Source organism: Undibacterium sp. RTI2.2, from assembly GCF_035018705.1.
Taxonomy (GTDB): domain Bacteria; phylum Pseudomonadota; class Gammaproteobacteria; order Burkholderiales; family Burkholderiaceae_D; genus Undibacterium.
This window is the reverse complement of the sequence record NZ_JASJXN010000021.1, coordinates 37,382-53,622: the sequence shown is the minus strand read 5'-3', so window position 1 is coordinate 53,622 and position 16,241 is coordinate 37,382. Positions and strand designations below refer to the sequence as shown.

Below are 16,241 nucleotides of genomic sequence, written 5' to 3'. Positions count from 1 at the left end.
TGCTTTAGCTGCGCATTATGACATTAGTCGTGAAATATCATTAAAAAAGGCAACTGCCATCAAACCCATTAATAAAACCACGCCTGCGCGCTGTGCAATCTCACCGAAACGCTCTGACACAGCCCTTCCAGTCAAAACTTCCAGCGAATAATACAACAAATGCCCGCCATCCAACACAGGAATAGGGAGCAAATTCATGACGCCAAGACTAATACTGATTAAAGCAATAAAGCTAAGGTAACTGACGACACTGGTTCTGGAGGTCTGACCTGCATAATCAGCAATCGTGATGGGACCTGTAATATTCTTTAACGAAATATCCCCAGTCACCATTTTCCCCAGCATTTTAAAATTCAAAATACTGGTATCCCAGGTTCTTTTTGTGCCCTTGACCACTGAATCCGAAAAAGTTGTTTCTACTTGCACCATCTCTGGTGCGAGCATCAATCCAACTTTAATTCTGCCAATAGTCTGATCCTTAATCACTTGCTGCTCAGGTGTGACATCAAGTTCGAAAGTTCGTTCGCCTCGCTTCACTAACAAATGCATCGCTTTATTTGGGGAAGCACTGACCAGTTCGGTAAATGCTAAGCCATCCAATAATGGTCTACCATCAACTTCAAGAATTTGGTCTTTCTCCTGCAAGCCAGCGCGCTTCGCAGCTCCTTCGGGATCTACTGTGCCTAGTATTGCCGCCGGACGAGCAACGAAAAAACCTAATTGATTCAAAAAATCGGCTTCCAGATCTTTACTTGAGAGCTGGGATAAAGGGAGTTCAATCGTTACGTGATCAAGAATTTCCGGTTTATTTTGACTAACCCTAGCGACAACTATCTGCGCGTTACTTTTAGATAAACCTAATTGTAGTAACTTCCAGCGCACGTCAGACCAAGTTTGTACATTCTCATCATTTACGCTAGTGATCACGTCACCTTGACGCAAACCTGCGTGATAAGCCAACGAAGAACTCGAAGGTACGCGAATTTTACTGCTGGGCTCAGAAACTCCATGCAAGTAAAGACCAGAAAATAAAGTAATTGCCAGCAAAAAATTTGCTGTGGGACCTGCCGCAACAATGGCGATGCGTTTCCAAACTGACTGTCTACAAAATTCCCTGCTTAACTCATGCTCAGATAGCTTACTTACATCCTGCTCTCTCGCATCAAGCATTTTGACGTAACCGCCCAAAGGTAAAATTGATAAAGCCCATTCAGTTTGGTCTTTACCAAAATTTTTTGAGTAGATAACTCGCCCCATACCGACAGAAAACCGTAAAACTTTAACACCGCAAAGTCTGGCGACAAAATAATGTCCAAGCTCGTGAATAATCACAAGAGTACCCAGCGCAAATGCAAATGCTAGGACGGTTTGTAAAAAAGTTTGTATTTGAATCATGAAGCGAGCAAAGCCTGAGTAATTACTCGTGTTTCTTTATCGCATTCAAGAATAGATTCGATATCATCGGCGCTAGATAATGCAATCTTATCCAATACACGAGCAATAATTTGATCAATCATTCTAAAACCAATTTTCCCGTCCAAAAAAGCTTGGACAGCGATCTCATTACTTGCGTTCAATATAGTTGATGCAGTTTGACCCGCTTTCAACGCAGCATAAGCCAGATCAAGGCAAGGAAAACGCTTAAAGTCTGGCGCTTCGAAATGGAGTTTAGCGATTTTAACCAGATCAAGTGGTGCGACGCCAGATACAATTCGTTCTGGGTAGGCCAAACCGTAAGCAATCGGTGTGCGCATATCCGGATTCCCCATCTGGGCAAGGACTGAGCCATCATTGTAGGAAACCATAGAATGAATCACGCTCTGGGGATGTATCAAAACTTCAATTTGCTCTGAAGGCGTAGCAAATAACCAGTGCGCCTCAATTACCTCTAAGCCCTTATTCATCATGGTGGCGGAATCAATTGAAATCTTCCTGCCCATGACCCAGTTTGGATGCGCCACGGCCTCGTCAGGCGTTACATCGGATAAGGATTCTAAATTGCGATTTAAAAAAGGCCCCCCAGACGCTGTCAAGATAATCTTGCTGATTCCATATTCAGATGGATGTCGATTGTAATTGTGCGGCAAGCATTGGAAGATCGCATTATGCTCGCTGTCTATGGGTAGTAAAGTAGCGCCGCTGTCACGAACAGTATTGATAAATATCTGTCCAGCCATGACCAAGGCTTCTTTGTTCGCAAGTAGAACTTTCTTACCCGCCTTAGCTGCAGCTAAGGATGCGGGCAAACCAGCAGCGCCGACAATTGCCGCCATTACCGTATCACAATCGACAGAGCTCGCTACATCACATAGGGCTTGTGAGCCATAGCTGACTTCAGTCTTTAGATTCTTTCCAAGCAGTAGCCGTTGTAATTCAGAAGCCGCTTTAGCGGAACCAACCACTGCAATCTGCGGATTGAATTGCTTACATTGCAGCGCCAATTTTTCAACTTGACTATGTGCTGTTAAAGCAAATACCTGATAGCGATCTGGATGTCTAGCAACCACATCCAGAGTAGAAACTCCGATAGAACCGGTTGAACCTAAAACGCAGAGTTTTTGTACACTTGATACGCTCGTCGTCATACTTACTTCATCCATAAAACAATGAGCGCAGCAATGGGTAATACGGGGATTAAGGCGTCAATCCTATCAAGCACACCGCCATGACCCGGCAGTAAAGCACTACTGTCTTTGAAACCTGCACGGCGTTTTAATGAGGATTCAAATAAATCGCCCACAACACTGGCGACAACCAACAGACTCATAATGCCAACGAAGCCCAAAATTCCAAACGAGATTAATACTTTGGAAGGAAAAGTACCAGAAAGCACATCAACTTGGCTCGCAGCAAAACTAATCAGCAGTACAGCAATCCAGCCGCCTATCGCTCCCTCCCAAGACTTGCCGGGTGAAATACTTGGTGCCAGCTTATGTTTACCAAAAGCTTTTCCAGAAAAATAGGCTCCGATATCAGCAACCCAGACTGTTGCCATGATAGACAACAAAAAAATCGGGGAGTAATTGAACAAACTGGTTATCGCGACAAAACAAGCAAAAATAGATGCGCTATACATACCACTAAATAGAGAGTTAGCAATTCCGTTATTACGAGCCGGAAGACCTCTGGCTAGCGAGGGAGTAAATTTAACCGCCCAAAATGCAGTGGACAAAGCAAACAGCATAGGTTGAGAAATAGCAGCATTACTAACAGTTAAGCCCGCAAATAAGCCCGCCCAAATAAGGGCAATAACAATAGGAGCCGGTTTCTGAAACAGACGTTGGTTTTCCCACATTGCGGCGCCCAAGAACAAGGTTGCGATGATCGTAAACGCAATAAAAGAACCCGAATAAAGAATCGGCAATAAAATCGCCAATAATATCAATGCCGTAATGACACGAGTTTTAAGCATTAAGTCGCCTGAAAGCTATGACGATGTTTGTCCTACCAATTGCGCACTGGTTCGGCCAAATCTTCGTTCTCTTGTTTGATAGGATGTGATGGCCGTATCTAGCGCTGCAGCATCAAAGTCAGGCCAGTAGGTCTCGGTAAAGTAAAGCTCACTGTAGGCCAATTGCCACAGTAAAAAATTAGAAATTCTTGTTTCACCGCCAGTACGGATAAAAAGATCTGGCTCGGGCGCATACGCCATAGACAAATAAGGCGCTAATTGATCCTCATCAATCGGCATACTAACTTGCCCCTCTTGTACCAACCGATTAAAGGCTTGCACTACATCCCAGCGGCCACCATAGTTAGCGCAGATGGTGACTGTGAGCCCGGCATTGTTCGCCGTCTTCGTCTCTGCTGCTTGTATCATTTTCTGCAATGACGCATCAAAACGACTTAAATCACCGACTACCTTCAAGCGAATATCGTTTACGTGCATTTTTGCGACTTCTTTCTCAAGCGCAGTAACAAATAAGCGCATCAATAAAGAAACTTCATCTGCAGGCCGACGCCAGTTTTCAGAACTAAAGGCAAAAAGAGTCAGGTATTGCACGCCCCTGATGGCACATGCTTCGACGATGACACGAACTGCATCTACCCCTTTAGCATGTCCCGCCACACGTGGCAAAAAGCGCTTGGTCGCCCAACGCCCATTACCATCCATGATAATAGCCACGTGCTTAGGCACATTATCGACAACGGGAACATCTTTTGTAGAGCTAATGTGAGTCATGAATATCCAGAATGAATTACTTCTTTTCTGCCTTGAGCAAAAAATTTAATTAAACGCCCAAGGCAAATAGGAGCAAGGAAATATCGGGGCAATCTATACCGTCAATACTTCTTTTTCTTTTTCAGCAAGTAGCTTGTCTACTTCACTAACAAACTTATCGGTCAGCTTCTGTATATCATCTTGAGCCCGACGCTCATCATCCTCAGAGCACTCTTTATCCTTGAGAATTTTCTTGAGTGACTCGTTAGCATCACGGCGAATATTACGGATGGCGATTTTTCCATCTTCGCCCTCATTCTTAACCAACTTAACCATTTCTTTACGACGCTCTTCTGTCAACGCCGGAGTTGGTACTCGGATCATGTCACCTTGCGTGGACGGATTCAGACCTAAATCCGCATCACGAATCGCCTTCTCAACCGCAGAAATCATTTTCTTTTCCCAAGGTTGAACACCGATAGTACGGGCATCGATTAGGGTCACGTTCGCAACTTGGGTAATATGTGTTGCCGTACCATAGTAATCAACTTGAACATGATCAAGAATGCCGGTATGCGCGCGGCCAGTACGGACTTTGGACAAATCCGCCTTCAGCGTCTCTATCGTTTTTTGCATTCTTTGTTCAGTATTTTTCTTTACATCTGCAACGGTCATGCCGCCCTCCTATACATCAACTTATCAATTCAGTAGTACGTTCAATAAAATTATACGTGTACCAAGGTGCCTTCGTCTGCTCCCATGATGACGTTTCTTAGCGCACCTGGTTTGACAATTGAGAAGACTTTGATTGGTAATTTTTGATCTCTACATAACGCAAATGCAGTTGCGTCCATTACCTGCAAATGGCGTGAGATTGCCTCATCAAAAGAAATCGTGGTGTAACGCGTTGCTGTAGGATCTTTCTTTGGGTCGGCAGTATAGACGCCATCGACTTTGGTCGCTTTTAAAACAATCTCTGCACCGATTTCTGATCCTCGTAAAGCAGCGGCAGTATCTGTAGTAAAGAACGGATTACCTGTTCCAGCTGCAAATACAACAACTTTACCTTCCTCCAGATATTGCAATGCTTTAGGGCGGACGTAAGGCTCAACTACTTGATCGATCCCAATTGCTGACATAACCCTGGCAGTAATACCCGCCTGACGCATCGCATCCACCAATGCCAGGGAATTCATTACAGTTGCAAGCATCCCCATATAATCCGCTGTGGCCCGATCCATACCTTGCGCACCGGGCGCTACACCGCGAAAAATATTACCGCCTCCAATAACAATCGCCAATTCAACGCCAAGCCTTGAGACTTCAGCGACATCAGCAACCATACGCTCAATTGTTGCGCGATTAATTCCGAAGGCATCATCTCCCATCAAGGCCTCACCAGAGAGCTTCAACAGGACACGTTTGTAAGCTGGCTTTGCGTTCGTTACGTTTGTCACGTTCTGGACTCCTTATGGATTTAGACGATTAATTTCTTACATGCTAAAAGCTGAGAAACGAGCCGCATTAAATAGCTTCACTAAATGTAAATACTAGATAGCAATTTAATGCAAACTAGTACACCTTATTAGCACACTGTATCTATACATTTAAAAAGCGGGCAGTTTAAAAAAACGGGCCTTTCGGCCCGCATTCTTGCTTACGCCTGCTTTGCCGCTGCCACCTGAGCAGCTACTTCCGCAGCGAAATCGTCTTGCTTTTTCTCAATGCCTTCACCAACCACATACATTGTGAAAGATTTGACGGAAGCATTTGCCGCCTTCAACATTTGCTCGACTGTTTGCTTGTCGTTCTTCACAAATGTTTGATTCAACAGCGAGACTTCTTTCAAAAACTTCTGAATCGAACCATCAACCATTTTAGCAACGATATCTGCTGGCTTACCAGACTCAGCCGCTTTCTGAGAGGCTACTGAACGTTCTTTCTCAATCAATTCAGCAGGAACTTGTTCAGAGGACAATGAAACTGGTTTCATTGCGGCAATGTGCATAGCAACATCTTTACCGACCTGATCATCAGCGGCATTAAAGTCAACTACAACACCGATACGGGTGCCGTGCAAGTAAGCTGCTAATTTAGATTCAGTATCAAAACGTACAAAACGGCGAATTGACATGTTTTCGCCGATTTTCCCGATCAATGCAGCGCGCACTGACTCTACTGTGCCGCCTTCCAATGGCAAAGCTGATAAAGCTGCTACGTCAGCAGGGTTATGCTCTGCAACCAACTTCGCACAATTGTTTACTAACGCCAAAAAGTCATCATTCTTGGTAACAAAGTCAGTTTCGCAATTAACTTCAATCATTGCGCCAACATTACCAGTTAAGTAACTAGCTACTACGCCTTCTGCAGTAATACGGGATGCCGCTTTCGATGCTTTGCCACCAAGTTTAATACGGAGCAATTCTTCTGCGCGATCCATATTACCTTCGGCTTCAGTCAAAGCTTTTTTGCACTCCATCATCGGCGCATCTGTCTTTGCGCGCAATTCACCCACCATCGCTGCTGTAATTGCTGCCATGTTTTTCTCCTAAATTGATAGTGCCATCTATTGATAAGCACCAACATCAAAATTTATTTAAAAAAAGGGGCGAACGACTGTTGCCCCTTTACCATCACCTTACTTGCGAACTCAGTTCGTAGCTTTTAAGCAATTAAGCTTGACCTGCCACTTCGACGAATTCATCAGCACTTGGCTTAACAGCTTCTAACACTTCGTTGACAGCATTAGCACGGCCTTCGAGAATTGCATCAGCAACGCCGCGAGCGTACAAAGCGATTGCCTTGGAGGAGTCATCGTTACCTGGAATGATGTAAGTAACACCTTCAGGAGAGTGATTAGTATCAACTACGCCGATAACTGGGATACCCAATTTAGCAGCTTCAGTGATAGCGCCTTTATGATAACCAACGTCAACTACGAAAATTGCGTCAGGAATACCACCCATATCCTTGATGCCGCCGATTGCTTTTTGCAATTTAACGATTTCACGTTGGAACATCAACGCTTCTTTTTTACTCAACTTTTCTACAGAACCATCTTCTACAGAAGCTTCCATATCTTTCAAACGTTTGATCGATGTTTTGACTGTTTTGAAGTTAGTCAACATACCACCCAACCAACGCTGGTCAACGAAAGGCATACCAGCGCGTTGCGCTTCTGCTGCCATGATGTCGCGTGCTTGACGTTTTGTACCAACCAACAAAATTGTGCCGCGATTTGCTGATAATTGACGGATGTATTGCATCGCCTCTTGATACATACCCAGAGTTTTTTCCAGGTTGACGATATGAATTTTATTGCGGTGACCAAAGATAAACGGCGCCATTTTTGGATTCCAAAAACGGGTTTGGTGACCAAAATGGACGCCAGCTTCTAGCATTTCGCGCATTGTTACAGACATATTAACTCCAGGGTTAGGTCTTGAATCCAGTCAGTGATCTGGGAATATTATGTAATTCCAGACACCCTTGTTGATCAGATTCGTGCATTAATAAATAATTTTTTAATCAACTTTTCATAGCTGATTTGTAGCTTCTCTTTAGCTTGATGATGCATTTATCCAAACTAGCCTTCTATTGTACTACGAAATGAGCCCTAAATTCAAGCGCGCAATGATCGGCCAGCGAACGGCTCTTGCCTCGACTATAATTGGAGCTTACTTATATTCATCTTATTTGGCTCAGCATGACATCTATCTCAATTAAAACACCGGAAGATATCGCAGGAATGCGTATAGCAGGCCGACTTGGCTCGGAAGTACTGGATTACATTACGCCATTCGTCAAAGTAGGCGTAACTACGGGTGAATTAGACAGATTGTGTCATGAATACATGGCCAATATCCAAGGTACCATCCCGGCTCCATTAAACTATTGCCCACCTGGCTACACGCCTTACCCAAAGGCGATTTGCACTTCGGTCAACGACGTAATTTGCCATGGAATTCCCGGGGATAAAATATTAAAAAGTGGCGATGTTGTCAATTTAGACATTACTGTGATCAAAGATGGCTACCACGGGGATAATAGCCGTATGTTCTTGGTTGGTGAGCCATCGATTTTGGCAAAACGTCTTAATGAGATCACATACGAATGCATGTGGTTAGGTATTTCCAAAGTAAAACCGGGTAATCATTTGGGTGATATCGGCCATATCATTCAACAACACGCAGAAAAAGCTGGCTATAGCGTGGTTCGTGAATTTTGCGGTCACGGCATCGGCAAAGTTTTCCATGAAGAACCACAAGTACTTCATTACGGGCGTCCTGGCACATTAGAGAAATTAGTGCCTGGTATGATATTCACTATAGAACCGATGATTAATGCTGGTCGTCGTGACATTCGTGAAATGGGTGACGGCTGGACCATTAAAACAAAAGACCGCAGCTTATCTGCACAGTGGGAACACACGATTTTGGTCACAGAAACAGGTTATGAAGTATTGACCTTATCTGCGGGATCACCTCCGCCTCCTGCATTTATTTTGGCCGGCTCGACGCAAAACCTACCAGCATAATGACAGCCGCTGTTGCAAACATTTCCGCATTAGAGTTCAAAGAAGAACTCAAAGCAGCGCAACAGTTGGTAATCGCTGCATTCACAGAAAATCACAAAGCGGAACAATTACTGCACGACTTGTGCCGCAATGTTGATAACGTTTTAATCAAAATTTGGAAAAAATTCAACTTCCCGACCAGTACTGCGCTGGTCGCAGTTGGTGGTTATGGGCGAGGAGAATTATTCCCTTATTCTGATGTAGACGTCATGATTCTCCTGTCTGCACAGCCAGATAGTCTGACGCGTGCGAAGCTGGAACAATTAGTGCAGATTTTTTGGGATATTGGACTCGATATTGGTCACAGCATACGCACTGTTGACGAATGCATGCAAGAAGCAAAAGTAGACCTTACCGTTAAAACTTGTTTGCTGGAAGCGCGCTTAGTTACTGGCAGCCGTAAATTATTCCGTGAACTACAAGCAGCCTATCTTGCCGATATAAACCCGCAACAATTTTTCCAGGAAAAACTACTGGAAATGCGTCAGCGGCATGTCAAGTACGAAGATACTGCCTACAGCCTGGAACCAAACTGCAAAGAAAGCCCGGGAGGACTAAGAGACCTGCAGGTGATCTTATGGGTTGCTAAAGCGGCTAACTTAGGTAACTCATGGCGGGAACTCGCTGATCGTGGCTTGATTACGCCAACCGAAGCACACCAACTTAAGCGCAATGAGCGCGCTTTCAAAGATATTCGCATACGGCTGCATATTCACGCGGGTCGACGCGAAGACAGGCTGATCTTTGACGTGCAAACAGCGATTGCTGAGACTTTTGGATTTAAGACTACTGATTCGCGCAGAGCTAGTGAACATTTAATGCAGCGCTACTATTGGGCAGCAAAAACGGTTACGCAACTCAATATGATCCTGCTGCAAAATATTGAAGCCAGCTTATTTCCCCAACCGTCCGTGCCGCGCCCAATCAATCTGCATTTTAATGAAGTAAACGGTTTTATTGATATGGCCCGGGATGAGCTTTTTCCGTCAACACCGTCTGCGATACTAGAAGTATTTCTGCTGCTGGTGCAACACCCTGAATTGAAAGGGATGACCGCACGCACCATGCGCGCCTTGTGGCATGCTCGCTTTTTGATTGATGCGGGTTTCCGTCACGATATTTTTAACCGTGCGATGTTTTTGCAGATTCTGCAGTCTCCGCGCGGGATTACCCATGCGTTACGGCGCATGAACCAGATGAGTATTCTGGGTCGCTACCTGCCTAACTTCAGACGTATCATTGGTCAGATGCAGCACGACCTGTTTCATGCCTACACAGTAGATCAACACATATTGATGGTGGTGCGCAATATACGTCGTTTTACGATGACAGAACATGCACATGAATACCCATTTTGCAGCCAGTTAATGGCGAACTTTACGCAACCATGGGTGTTATATATCGCGGCACTTTTCCATGATATCGCCAAAGGACGCGGCGGCGATCATTCTGTCTTAGGTATGGCAGATGCAAAGAAATTTTGCTTTGATCACGGTATCTCTAAAGCCAATTCTGAGTTGATTATATTTTTAGTACAGCAGCATTTGACGATGTCGCATTTCGCACAAAAACAGGATTTATCTGATCCCGATGTTGTACAGGCATTTGCAAAAATAGTGAAGGACGAACGTCACCTCACAGCACTATATCTACTCACGGTCGCAGACATTCGTGGCACCAGTCCTAAGGTTTGGAATGCATGGAAAGGGAAACTGCTAGAGGATTTATATCGTATTACCTTGCGAATTTTAGGTGGCGAAGCACCATCTAAAGATAGAGAATTAAAAAATCGGCAGGAGGATGCACTTAAAGCTTTACGTCTTTTTGGTTTGCCCGTAGATGCTCATGAGGCGCTTTGGCAGCAACTGGATATGGCGTATTTTTTACGTCATGACTCCTCCGATATCGCCTGGCAAACGCGCTCACTGTATGACAAAATTAACAGCACAGTTCCAGTCGTCAACTGTCGTTTATCACCAATTGGCGAAGGCTTGCAAGTCACTGTCTATGTTCAAGATCAAGCTGATTTATTTGCCCGAATTTGCAATTATTTTGATAGCAAAAATTTTGGCATTTTAGACGCGAAAATTCATACAACTAAAAGTGGCTATGCGCTCGATACTTTTTTGGTGATTGAGCCTGCCTTTGCAAATAACTACCGTGACATCATTAATTTAATCGAGCATGAACTGGCAACGGTGCTCACCCAGCAGACTGCCTTGTCACCTCCGAACCGTGGCCGGTTATCACGCATGTCCAGAACCTTCCCGATAGTACCAAGCGTGGATCTAAGGCCGGATGAGCGTGGTCAATACTATTTATTATCAATCTCAGCCAATGATAGAAACGGTCTGCTGTACTCGATTGCAAACGTATTAACCAAATATAAAATTAATTTGCATACAGCCAAAATTATGACGCTTGGTGAGCGGGTAGAAGACGTTTTTCTGGTCGATGGTGCCTCGCTACAAAGAGCTAAAAACCAATTACAATTTGAGACTGAGCTATTGGATGCGTTACGGATTTAGGCTGAATCAAATGGATATTTTCTAAAAACTAAACAAATCTCTAGCGTCTCTGTTTTAATGCAACGCCCTACCTGTTATTGAGCCATTAAACGACTACCTCGCGTTTAATTAAGACTTACTTAACGTTATTTTCATCACTATTAATTGATTATCTTTACCATGACCGAACTTGTACGCCTATCGAAACGAATGTCTGAATTGGGCATCTGCTCACGCCGCGAAGCCGACGAATGGATCGCGCGCGGATGGGTCAGAGTGGACGGCAAAGTAGTTTCTGAACTCGGCATTAAGGTGCTGCCAGACCAGCAAATTTCAGTCGAGCGTCAAGCCGCGGCGGAACAATCAAAACGCGTCACCATCCTCATCAATAAACCGGTCGGCTATGTCAGCGGTCAAGCTGAAGATGGCTATACACCGGCGATTGCATTGATCAAACCAGAAGCGCGTTGGACTGAATGCGCGGTGGATACGCAATTCCATCCAACCCAACTCAGAAGCCTAGTGCCAGCAGGGCGTCTGGATATCGACTCTGTCGGCTTATTGGTATTGACCCAGGATGGTCGAATTGCCAAGCAACTGATCGGGCAAGACACCTTGGTAGAAAAAGAATATCTGGTTCGCGTTCAATATGGCAAAACAGGCACCCTACCCGATGCAGAATTAAAGCGTCTCAATCACGGCTTGATGTTAGATGGTAAAAAATTGCTCCCTGCCAGAGTCAGTTGGCTCAATGAAGATCAGCTTAAGTTTGTTTTGCGCGAAGGTAAAAAGCGCCAGATTCGCCGCATGTGCGAGATGGTCGGCTTAAAAGTGCTGGGCTTGAAACGGGTACGCATAGGGAAAGTCAGGCTGGGAAATTTACCCGAAGGTCAGTGGCGCTACTTGCGTGACGACGAGCAGTTTTAACCCAGATTTTCCATTGGAACAGCGACAAGTGTGCCTTTGGCGGACTGACTGGCTAGACGCGACGACGACGCAAGCTGCATCTTGCTAGGAGGAGCAACAACGCCAGGCAGTTCGCCAAAGGGTCAATTGTCGCTGTAGCGCTCGCACTCAAATCGCGGTCGTGCTATCGCACTGAACACCGCATGCCCTCTGCTTTTTTTGCGAAGTAGTAGCGGTCTAATGGAAAATCTGGGTTTAACTAACACTATATACCCGATCAACCCTAGCAAGAATAATATACTCCCCTATTTTTTATTGAAAAACCGCCTATTGCCCAGGTTTTATATGGACAACCTAATAATACCCAGTGGGAGTATATTGATTAAGACCGATGAAAAAGCTTTCGTAGTACGTTAAACCTACCACCGAAGCTTCAATCATCGTCGCCTGGATCCATGTCTGGGAACAGGACTTCGGTAAAACCAAACTTCGTCAAATCTTTAATTCGCGTTGGATATAAGACGCCATCCAAATGGTCGCATTCATGTTGCACGACACGCGCATGAAATCCATCGACTTCACGAGATATGGGATTGCCGAATTGGTCAAAGCCTTCATAGCGTAATTTACTCCAGCGTGGCACCAGACCGCGCATTCCGGGCACTGACAAACATCCCTCCCAGGCATCGTCGGTCTCATCAGACAATGGCGTTAGCACGGGATTCAGTAAGACTGTTTCCGGCACTCTTGGGGCGTCTGGGTAACGTGGATTATCTTTAAAACCAAAAATCACTAACTGCAAATTAACTCCAATTTGCGGCGCTGCCAAGCCAGCGCCGTTAGCCGCGATCACGGTTTCAAACATGTCTTTGACCAGGCTGTTTAGCTCTTCTGTATTAAATTGCCTCACTGGCTCTGCTTTGCGTAAAAGACGAGAGTCGCCCATTTTTAAAATCGGATGAATCATAAAAAGACTCCTTGGCTTTCAACAGCTCGGGTTAATTTAAAAAAATTGGTAGAAACAAAAAGGCCAAACGCAATTGAACATCACGTTTGGCCTGATATCAAAGCGAAGCTTAAGTAGATTTAAGACTACGTAGATACTCAGAAAATTCTGCTCCGGTCTCTGGATGCTTTAAACCCAAGGCAACGCTGGCTTTGAGATAACCAAGTTTAGAACCACAATCATAGCGAGTCGCGGCAGCACGATAGGCATACACAGGATAATCCTTCAGCATTGCGGCGATGCCGTCAGTGAGCTGGATTTCTCCTCCGGAGCCTTTACCCAGCTTTTCTAAATATCCAAAAATACGCGCTGACAAAACATAACGTCCAACTACCGCCAGATTAGATGGCGCATCTTCTGGTTTCGGTTTTTCGACAATGCCGTGCATTTTCTCTACGCGATCTTTATACGGCGTACCGCTGACGATACCGTATTGGCGGGTAAATTCATGCGGCACATCCTGCACTGCAATCACACTACCGCCTTCTTCTTCATACAAGCGAGCCATTTGCGTCATAACGGAGGGATAACCTTCATCTGCATCCATCAAATCATCCGCCAGCAACACAGCGAAAGGATCATCACCAATCACCGGGCGGGCACACAAAACGGCATGACCCAAACCTAAAGCAGCTTGTTGGCGAATATAAATACAATTGATATTTTTTGGAATAACGTTTCTGACCAGGTCCAGCAAAGCCTGTTTACCTGCGGCTTCCAACTCACTTTCTAACTCATAAGCTTTATCAAAATGATCTTCGATCGCACGTTTGGCACGACCTGTGATGAACACCATTTCGGTAATACCTGCCTCAACCGCTTCTTCTACCGCATATTGAATCAGTGGCTTATCGACGATAGGCAACATTTCTTTTGGTTGCGCTTTTGTCGCAGGTAAAAAACGGCTACCTAAACCTGCAACCGGGAATACTGCTTTTGTAATCTTTCTCATCTTAATTCCTTGAACAGAGTTGAAGCAATTCCGCTTCGGTCAGTAAAGGGATACCCAATTCCTGCGCTTTTAACAACTTACTACCAGCATCATCTCCGGCAACGACATAACTGGTTTTTTTTGATACCGAACCAGCTACTTTGCCACCCGCACTTTCTATCAAAGCACCTGCCTGATCGCGACTTAGTGTTGGCAAAGTTCCGGTTAACACAAACGTCTGCCCAAGCAAATGTAAAGAGCCGACTTCTTTTTGTGCTGCTTCTGGCCAATGTATTCCAGATGCCCGTAACTGTTGCACTAGCTCGACATTGAGCGGATCAGCAAAAAATAATCTTATCGACTTCGCAACCACGGGGCCTACATCAGACACCGCCAGTAACTGCTCTTCGGTCGCGTCGATTAATGCATCGGCATTACCAAAAGTCGCCGCTAAATCTTTTGCAGTTGATTCACCAACATGACGAATCCCTAATGCATAAATAAAACGGGCAAAACTCGTGGCTTTAGAATTCTCCAGCGCCCCCAGAATGTTCTGCGCGGACTTATCGGCCATTCTATCCAGCGCTACTAAGGACGTTAAACCTAATTTATATAAATCTGCTGCTGTTGTCACTACCTGCTTATCGACCAATTGATCGATTAATTGCTCGCCGACGCCATCAATATTCATAGCCTTGCGTGAAGCAAAGTGGAACAAACCACCTTTTCTTTGAGCAATACATTTTATCCACCCGCCGGAGCATCTGGCAATCGCCTCATCCTCCAGTTTAACAATTGTTGACCCGCAAACAGGGCATTGTGTCGGCATTACAAATTCTTTAGCGTCAATAGGACGTTTTTCTAAGATGCTCGCGACCACCTCAGGAATGACGTCGCCAGCACGGCGCACCGACACGGTGTCGCCAATACGAATATCTTTGCGACGCACTTCTTCCTCATTATGTAAGGTCGCATTAGTCACGGTGACTCCGCCGACAAATACGGGCGCTAAACGAGCCACTGGAGTAATTGCACCAGTACGCCCGACCTGGACTTCAATATCTAACACGGTGGTTAAAGCTTCTTGTGCCGGAAATTTATGTGCAATCGCAAAGCGTGGCGCACGCGATACAAAGCCTAAAGTATCTTGCTGCGCGAACGAGTTAACTTTGTAGACGACACCGTCAATTTCATATGGCAATTGTGATCGTCGTTGCTGTATCTGCTGGTAAAAATCTAAGAGCCCGTCCGCACCCCGCACGATGGTCTGTTCGTCACAAACAGGAATGCCCATCGATTTATACCATTCCAATAAAGCTCGATGAGAATATAGCTGCAAGCCGGACAAACTTGCACCTTCCAGGGAGCCAATTCCGTAAGCAAAAAATCTGAGGCTACGCTGCGCAGTGATTTTAGAATCTAGCTGACGCAAACTACCCGCGGCCGCGTTACGTGGATTCGCAAATTCTTTAGCCTCGGCTGCACGCTGACGTTGATTGAGTTTTTCAAAATCGCTTTTAAACATCAAAACTTCACCGCGCACATCCAATACCTTAGGTGGTTCTTTTACATTTAAACGTAGAGGAATACTACGAATGGTGCGGATGTTTTCCGTTACGTCTTCACCCGTAAATCCATCACCACGAGTCGCCGCCTGCGTGAATACGCCATCTACATAACGAAGATTAATGGCAAGACCATCAAACTTCAGATCAATTGCGTATTCCACTGCTTGCTGTGTATCCAGACCATCGCTGACACGACGATCAAAAGCACGAATATCCTGCTCCTCAAAACCATTATTCAGGGATAGCATCGGTGTAGCATGCTGGACTTGCGTAAACTCAGGCAAAGGAGCGCCGCCAACGCGTAAAGTCGGTGAATCTGGCGTCCGTAATTCAGGGTATTCTTGTTCTAATGCTTGCAACGCTAAAAATAATTTATCGTATTCACCATCAGGAATAGTTGGCGCATCTAAAACGTAGTAAGCATGTGCATGTCGGGTGATATCTGCCCGCAACTTAGCGGCAAGGATAGCGGGAGTATTCTCTGGCAAGGCTGAGCTAGATGAGGGAGATGAGGGCGATTCAGCTGACGCCGCTTTTGACGGAGAACCGCCAAATAAATCATTTTGCATAAAGTGAATTTAGGGT

Annotated in this window: 14 protein-coding genes; 3 read left to right on the top strand and 11 right to left on the bottom strand. The window is 45.2% G+C overall.

The window, feature by feature from the left end; translation table 11 throughout:
* Nucleotides 1-15: 15 nt before the first annotated feature.
* The 8 genes from rseP to rpsB form a co-directional block, all read right to left on the bottom strand.
* The gene (rseP, locus tag QN395_RS13000; RefSeq protein WP_323492135.1) at nucleotides 16-1,395 is read right to left on the bottom strand and encodes an RIP metalloprotease RseP; all 1,380 of its coding nucleotides are present in this window, start codon (nucleotides 1,393-1,395) and stop codon (nucleotides 16-18) included.
* Nucleotides 1,392-2,585, bottom strand: coding sequence for a 1-deoxy-D-xylulose-5-phosphate reductoisomerase (gene ispC / locus QN395_RS12995; RefSeq protein ID WP_322119273.1), 1,194 nt, complete (start codon nucleotides 2,583-2,585; stop codon nucleotides 1,392-1,394). Before ispC ends, rseP begins: the two co-directional genes overlap by 4 nt.
* Before the next feature lie 2 nt (nucleotides 2,586-2,587).
* Nucleotides 2,588-3,412: a phosphatidate cytidylyltransferase gene (locus QN395_RS12990; RefSeq protein ID WP_322119274.1), complete on the bottom strand. Its 825-nt coding sequence runs from the start codon at nucleotides 3,410-3,412 to the stop codon at nucleotides 2,588-2,590.
* 15 nt (nucleotides 3,413-3,427) lie between these two features.
* Nucleotides 3,428-4,183, bottom strand: a complete 756-nt coding sequence (gene uppS / locus QN395_RS12985) for a polyprenyl diphosphate synthase (protein WP_322119275.1) — start codon at nucleotides 4,181-4,183, stop codon at nucleotides 3,428-3,430.
* 93 nt (nucleotides 4,184-4,276) lie between these two features.
* Entirely contained in the window at nucleotides 4,277-4,837 is a 561-nt protein-coding gene (gene frr, locus QN395_RS12980) for a ribosome recycling factor (RefSeq protein ID WP_322119276.1), read from the bottom strand.
* A 50-nt stretch (nucleotides 4,838-4,887) separates the two neighbouring features.
* Nucleotides 4,888-5,619 carry a UMP kinase gene (gene pyrH / locus QN395_RS12975; RefSeq protein ID WP_323493108.1) on the bottom strand — a complete coding sequence of 244 codons (732 nt, stop codon included), beginning with the start codon at nucleotides 5,617-5,619 and terminating at the stop codon, nucleotides 4,888-4,890.
* A 200-nt stretch (nucleotides 5,620-5,819) separates the two neighbouring features.
* Nucleotides 5,820-6,701 (bottom strand): translation elongation factor Ts, encoded by an 882-nt coding sequence (tsf, locus tag QN395_RS12970; protein ID WP_322119278.1) that lies wholly within the window; start codon nucleotides 6,699-6,701, stop codon nucleotides 5,820-5,822.
* 133 nt (nucleotides 6,702-6,834) lie between these two features.
* On the bottom strand, nucleotides 6,835-7,584 hold the full coding sequence (gene rpsB, locus QN395_RS12965; protein ID WP_322119279.1) for a 30S ribosomal protein S2: 750 nt from the start codon (nucleotides 7,582-7,584) through the stop codon (nucleotides 6,835-6,837).
* Between the two features lie 284 nt (nucleotides 7,585-7,868).
* On the opposite strand from rpsB, the gene map reads away from it, so the two are divergent.
* The 3 genes from map to QN395_RS12950 all read left to right on the top strand — a co-directional run bounded on the left by map (nucleotide 7,869) and on the right by QN395_RS12950 (nucleotide 12,172).
* On the top strand, nucleotides 7,869-8,699 hold the full coding sequence (map, locus tag QN395_RS12960; RefSeq protein ID WP_322119280.1) for a type I methionyl aminopeptidase: 831 nt from the start codon (nucleotides 7,869-7,871) through the stop codon (nucleotides 8,697-8,699).
* Nucleotides 8,699-11,266 (top strand): [protein-PII] uridylyltransferase, encoded by a 2,568-nt coding sequence (locus tag QN395_RS12955; protein ID WP_322119281.1) that lies wholly within the window; start codon nucleotides 8,699-8,701, stop codon nucleotides 11,264-11,266. Before map ends, QN395_RS12955 begins: the two co-directional genes overlap by 1 nt.
* 159 nt (nucleotides 11,267-11,425) lie before the next feature.
* Complete coding sequence (locus tag QN395_RS12950; protein WP_322119282.1) at nucleotides 11,426-12,172, top strand: pseudouridine synthase; 747 nt, start codon at nucleotides 11,426-11,428, stop codon at nucleotides 12,170-12,172.
* A gap of 412 nt (nucleotides 12,173-12,584) precedes the next feature.
* On the opposite strand, the gene def is transcribed toward QN395_RS12950, so the two are convergent.
* From def to ligA, 3 genes are all read right to left on the bottom strand, one after another.
* The gene (def, locus tag QN395_RS12945; RefSeq protein WP_323492136.1) at nucleotides 12,585-13,118 is read right to left on the bottom strand and encodes a peptide deformylase; all 534 of its coding nucleotides are present in this window, start codon (nucleotides 13,116-13,118) and stop codon (nucleotides 12,585-12,587) included.
* Between the two features lie 109 nt (nucleotides 13,119-13,227).
* On the bottom strand, nucleotides 13,228-14,109 hold the full coding sequence (gene galU / locus QN395_RS12940; protein ID WP_322119284.1) for a UTP--glucose-1-phosphate uridylyltransferase GalU: 882 nt from the start codon (nucleotides 14,107-14,109) through the stop codon (nucleotides 13,228-13,230).
* Nucleotide 14,110: 1 nt separating this feature from the next.
* Nucleotides 14,111-16,225: an NAD-dependent DNA ligase LigA gene (gene ligA, locus QN395_RS12935; protein WP_322119285.1), complete on the bottom strand. Its 2,115-nt coding sequence runs from the start codon at nucleotides 16,223-16,225 to the stop codon at nucleotides 14,111-14,113.
* Nucleotides 16,226-16,241 lie beyond the last annotated feature (16 nt).

What these genes read in the sequence shown, in the direction of transcription:
- QN395_RS12950 (WP_322119282.1), top strand. Translation starts at nt 11,426, where the DNA reads ATGACCGAACTTGTACGCCTATCGAAACGAATGTCTGAATTGGGCATC.
- QN395_RS12955 (WP_322119281.1), top strand. Translation starts at nt 8,699, where the DNA reads ATGACAGCCGCTGTTGCAAACATTTCCGCATTAGAGTTCAAAGAAGAA.
- tsf (WP_322119278.1), bottom strand. Translation starts at nt 6,701, where the DNA reads ATGGCAGCAATTACAGCAGCGATGGTGGGTGAATTGCGCGCAAAGACA.
- galU (WP_322119284.1), bottom strand. Translation starts at nt 14,109, where the DNA reads ATGAGAAAGATTACAAAAGCAGTATTCCCGGTTGCAGGTTTAGGTAGC.
- rpsB (WP_322119279.1), bottom strand. Translation starts at nt 7,584, where the DNA reads ATGTCTGTAACAATGCGCGAAATGCTAGAAGCTGGCGTCCATTTTGGT.
- ligA (WP_322119285.1), bottom strand. Translation starts at nt 16,225, where the DNA reads ATGCAAAATGATTTATTTGGCGGTTCTCCGTCAAAAGCGGCGTCAGCT.
- ispC (WP_322119273.1), bottom strand. Translation starts at nt 2,585, where the DNA reads ATGACGACGAGCGTATCAAGTGTACAAAAACTCTGCGTTTTAGGTTCA.
- uppS (WP_322119275.1), bottom strand. Translation starts at nt 4,183, where the DNA reads ATGACTCACATTAGCTCTACAAAAGATGTTCCCGTTGTCGATAATGTG.
- rseP (WP_323492135.1), bottom strand. Translation starts at nt 1,395, where the DNA reads ATGATTCAAATACAAACTTTTTTACAAACCGTCCTAGCATTTGCATTT.
- frr (WP_322119276.1), bottom strand. Translation starts at nt 4,837, where the DNA reads ATGACCGTTGCAGATGTAAAGAAAAATACTGAACAAAGAATGCAAAAA.
- map (WP_322119280.1), top strand. Translation starts at nt 7,869, where the DNA reads ATGACATCTATCTCAATTAAAACACCGGAAGATATCGCAGGAATGCGT.
- QN395_RS12990 (WP_322119274.1), bottom strand. Translation starts at nt 3,412, where the DNA reads ATGCTTAAAACTCGTGTCATTACGGCATTGATATTATTGGCGATTTTA.
- def (WP_323492136.1), bottom strand. Translation starts at nt 13,118, where the DNA reads ATGATTCATCCGATTTTAAAAATGGGCGACTCTCGTCTTTTACGCAAA.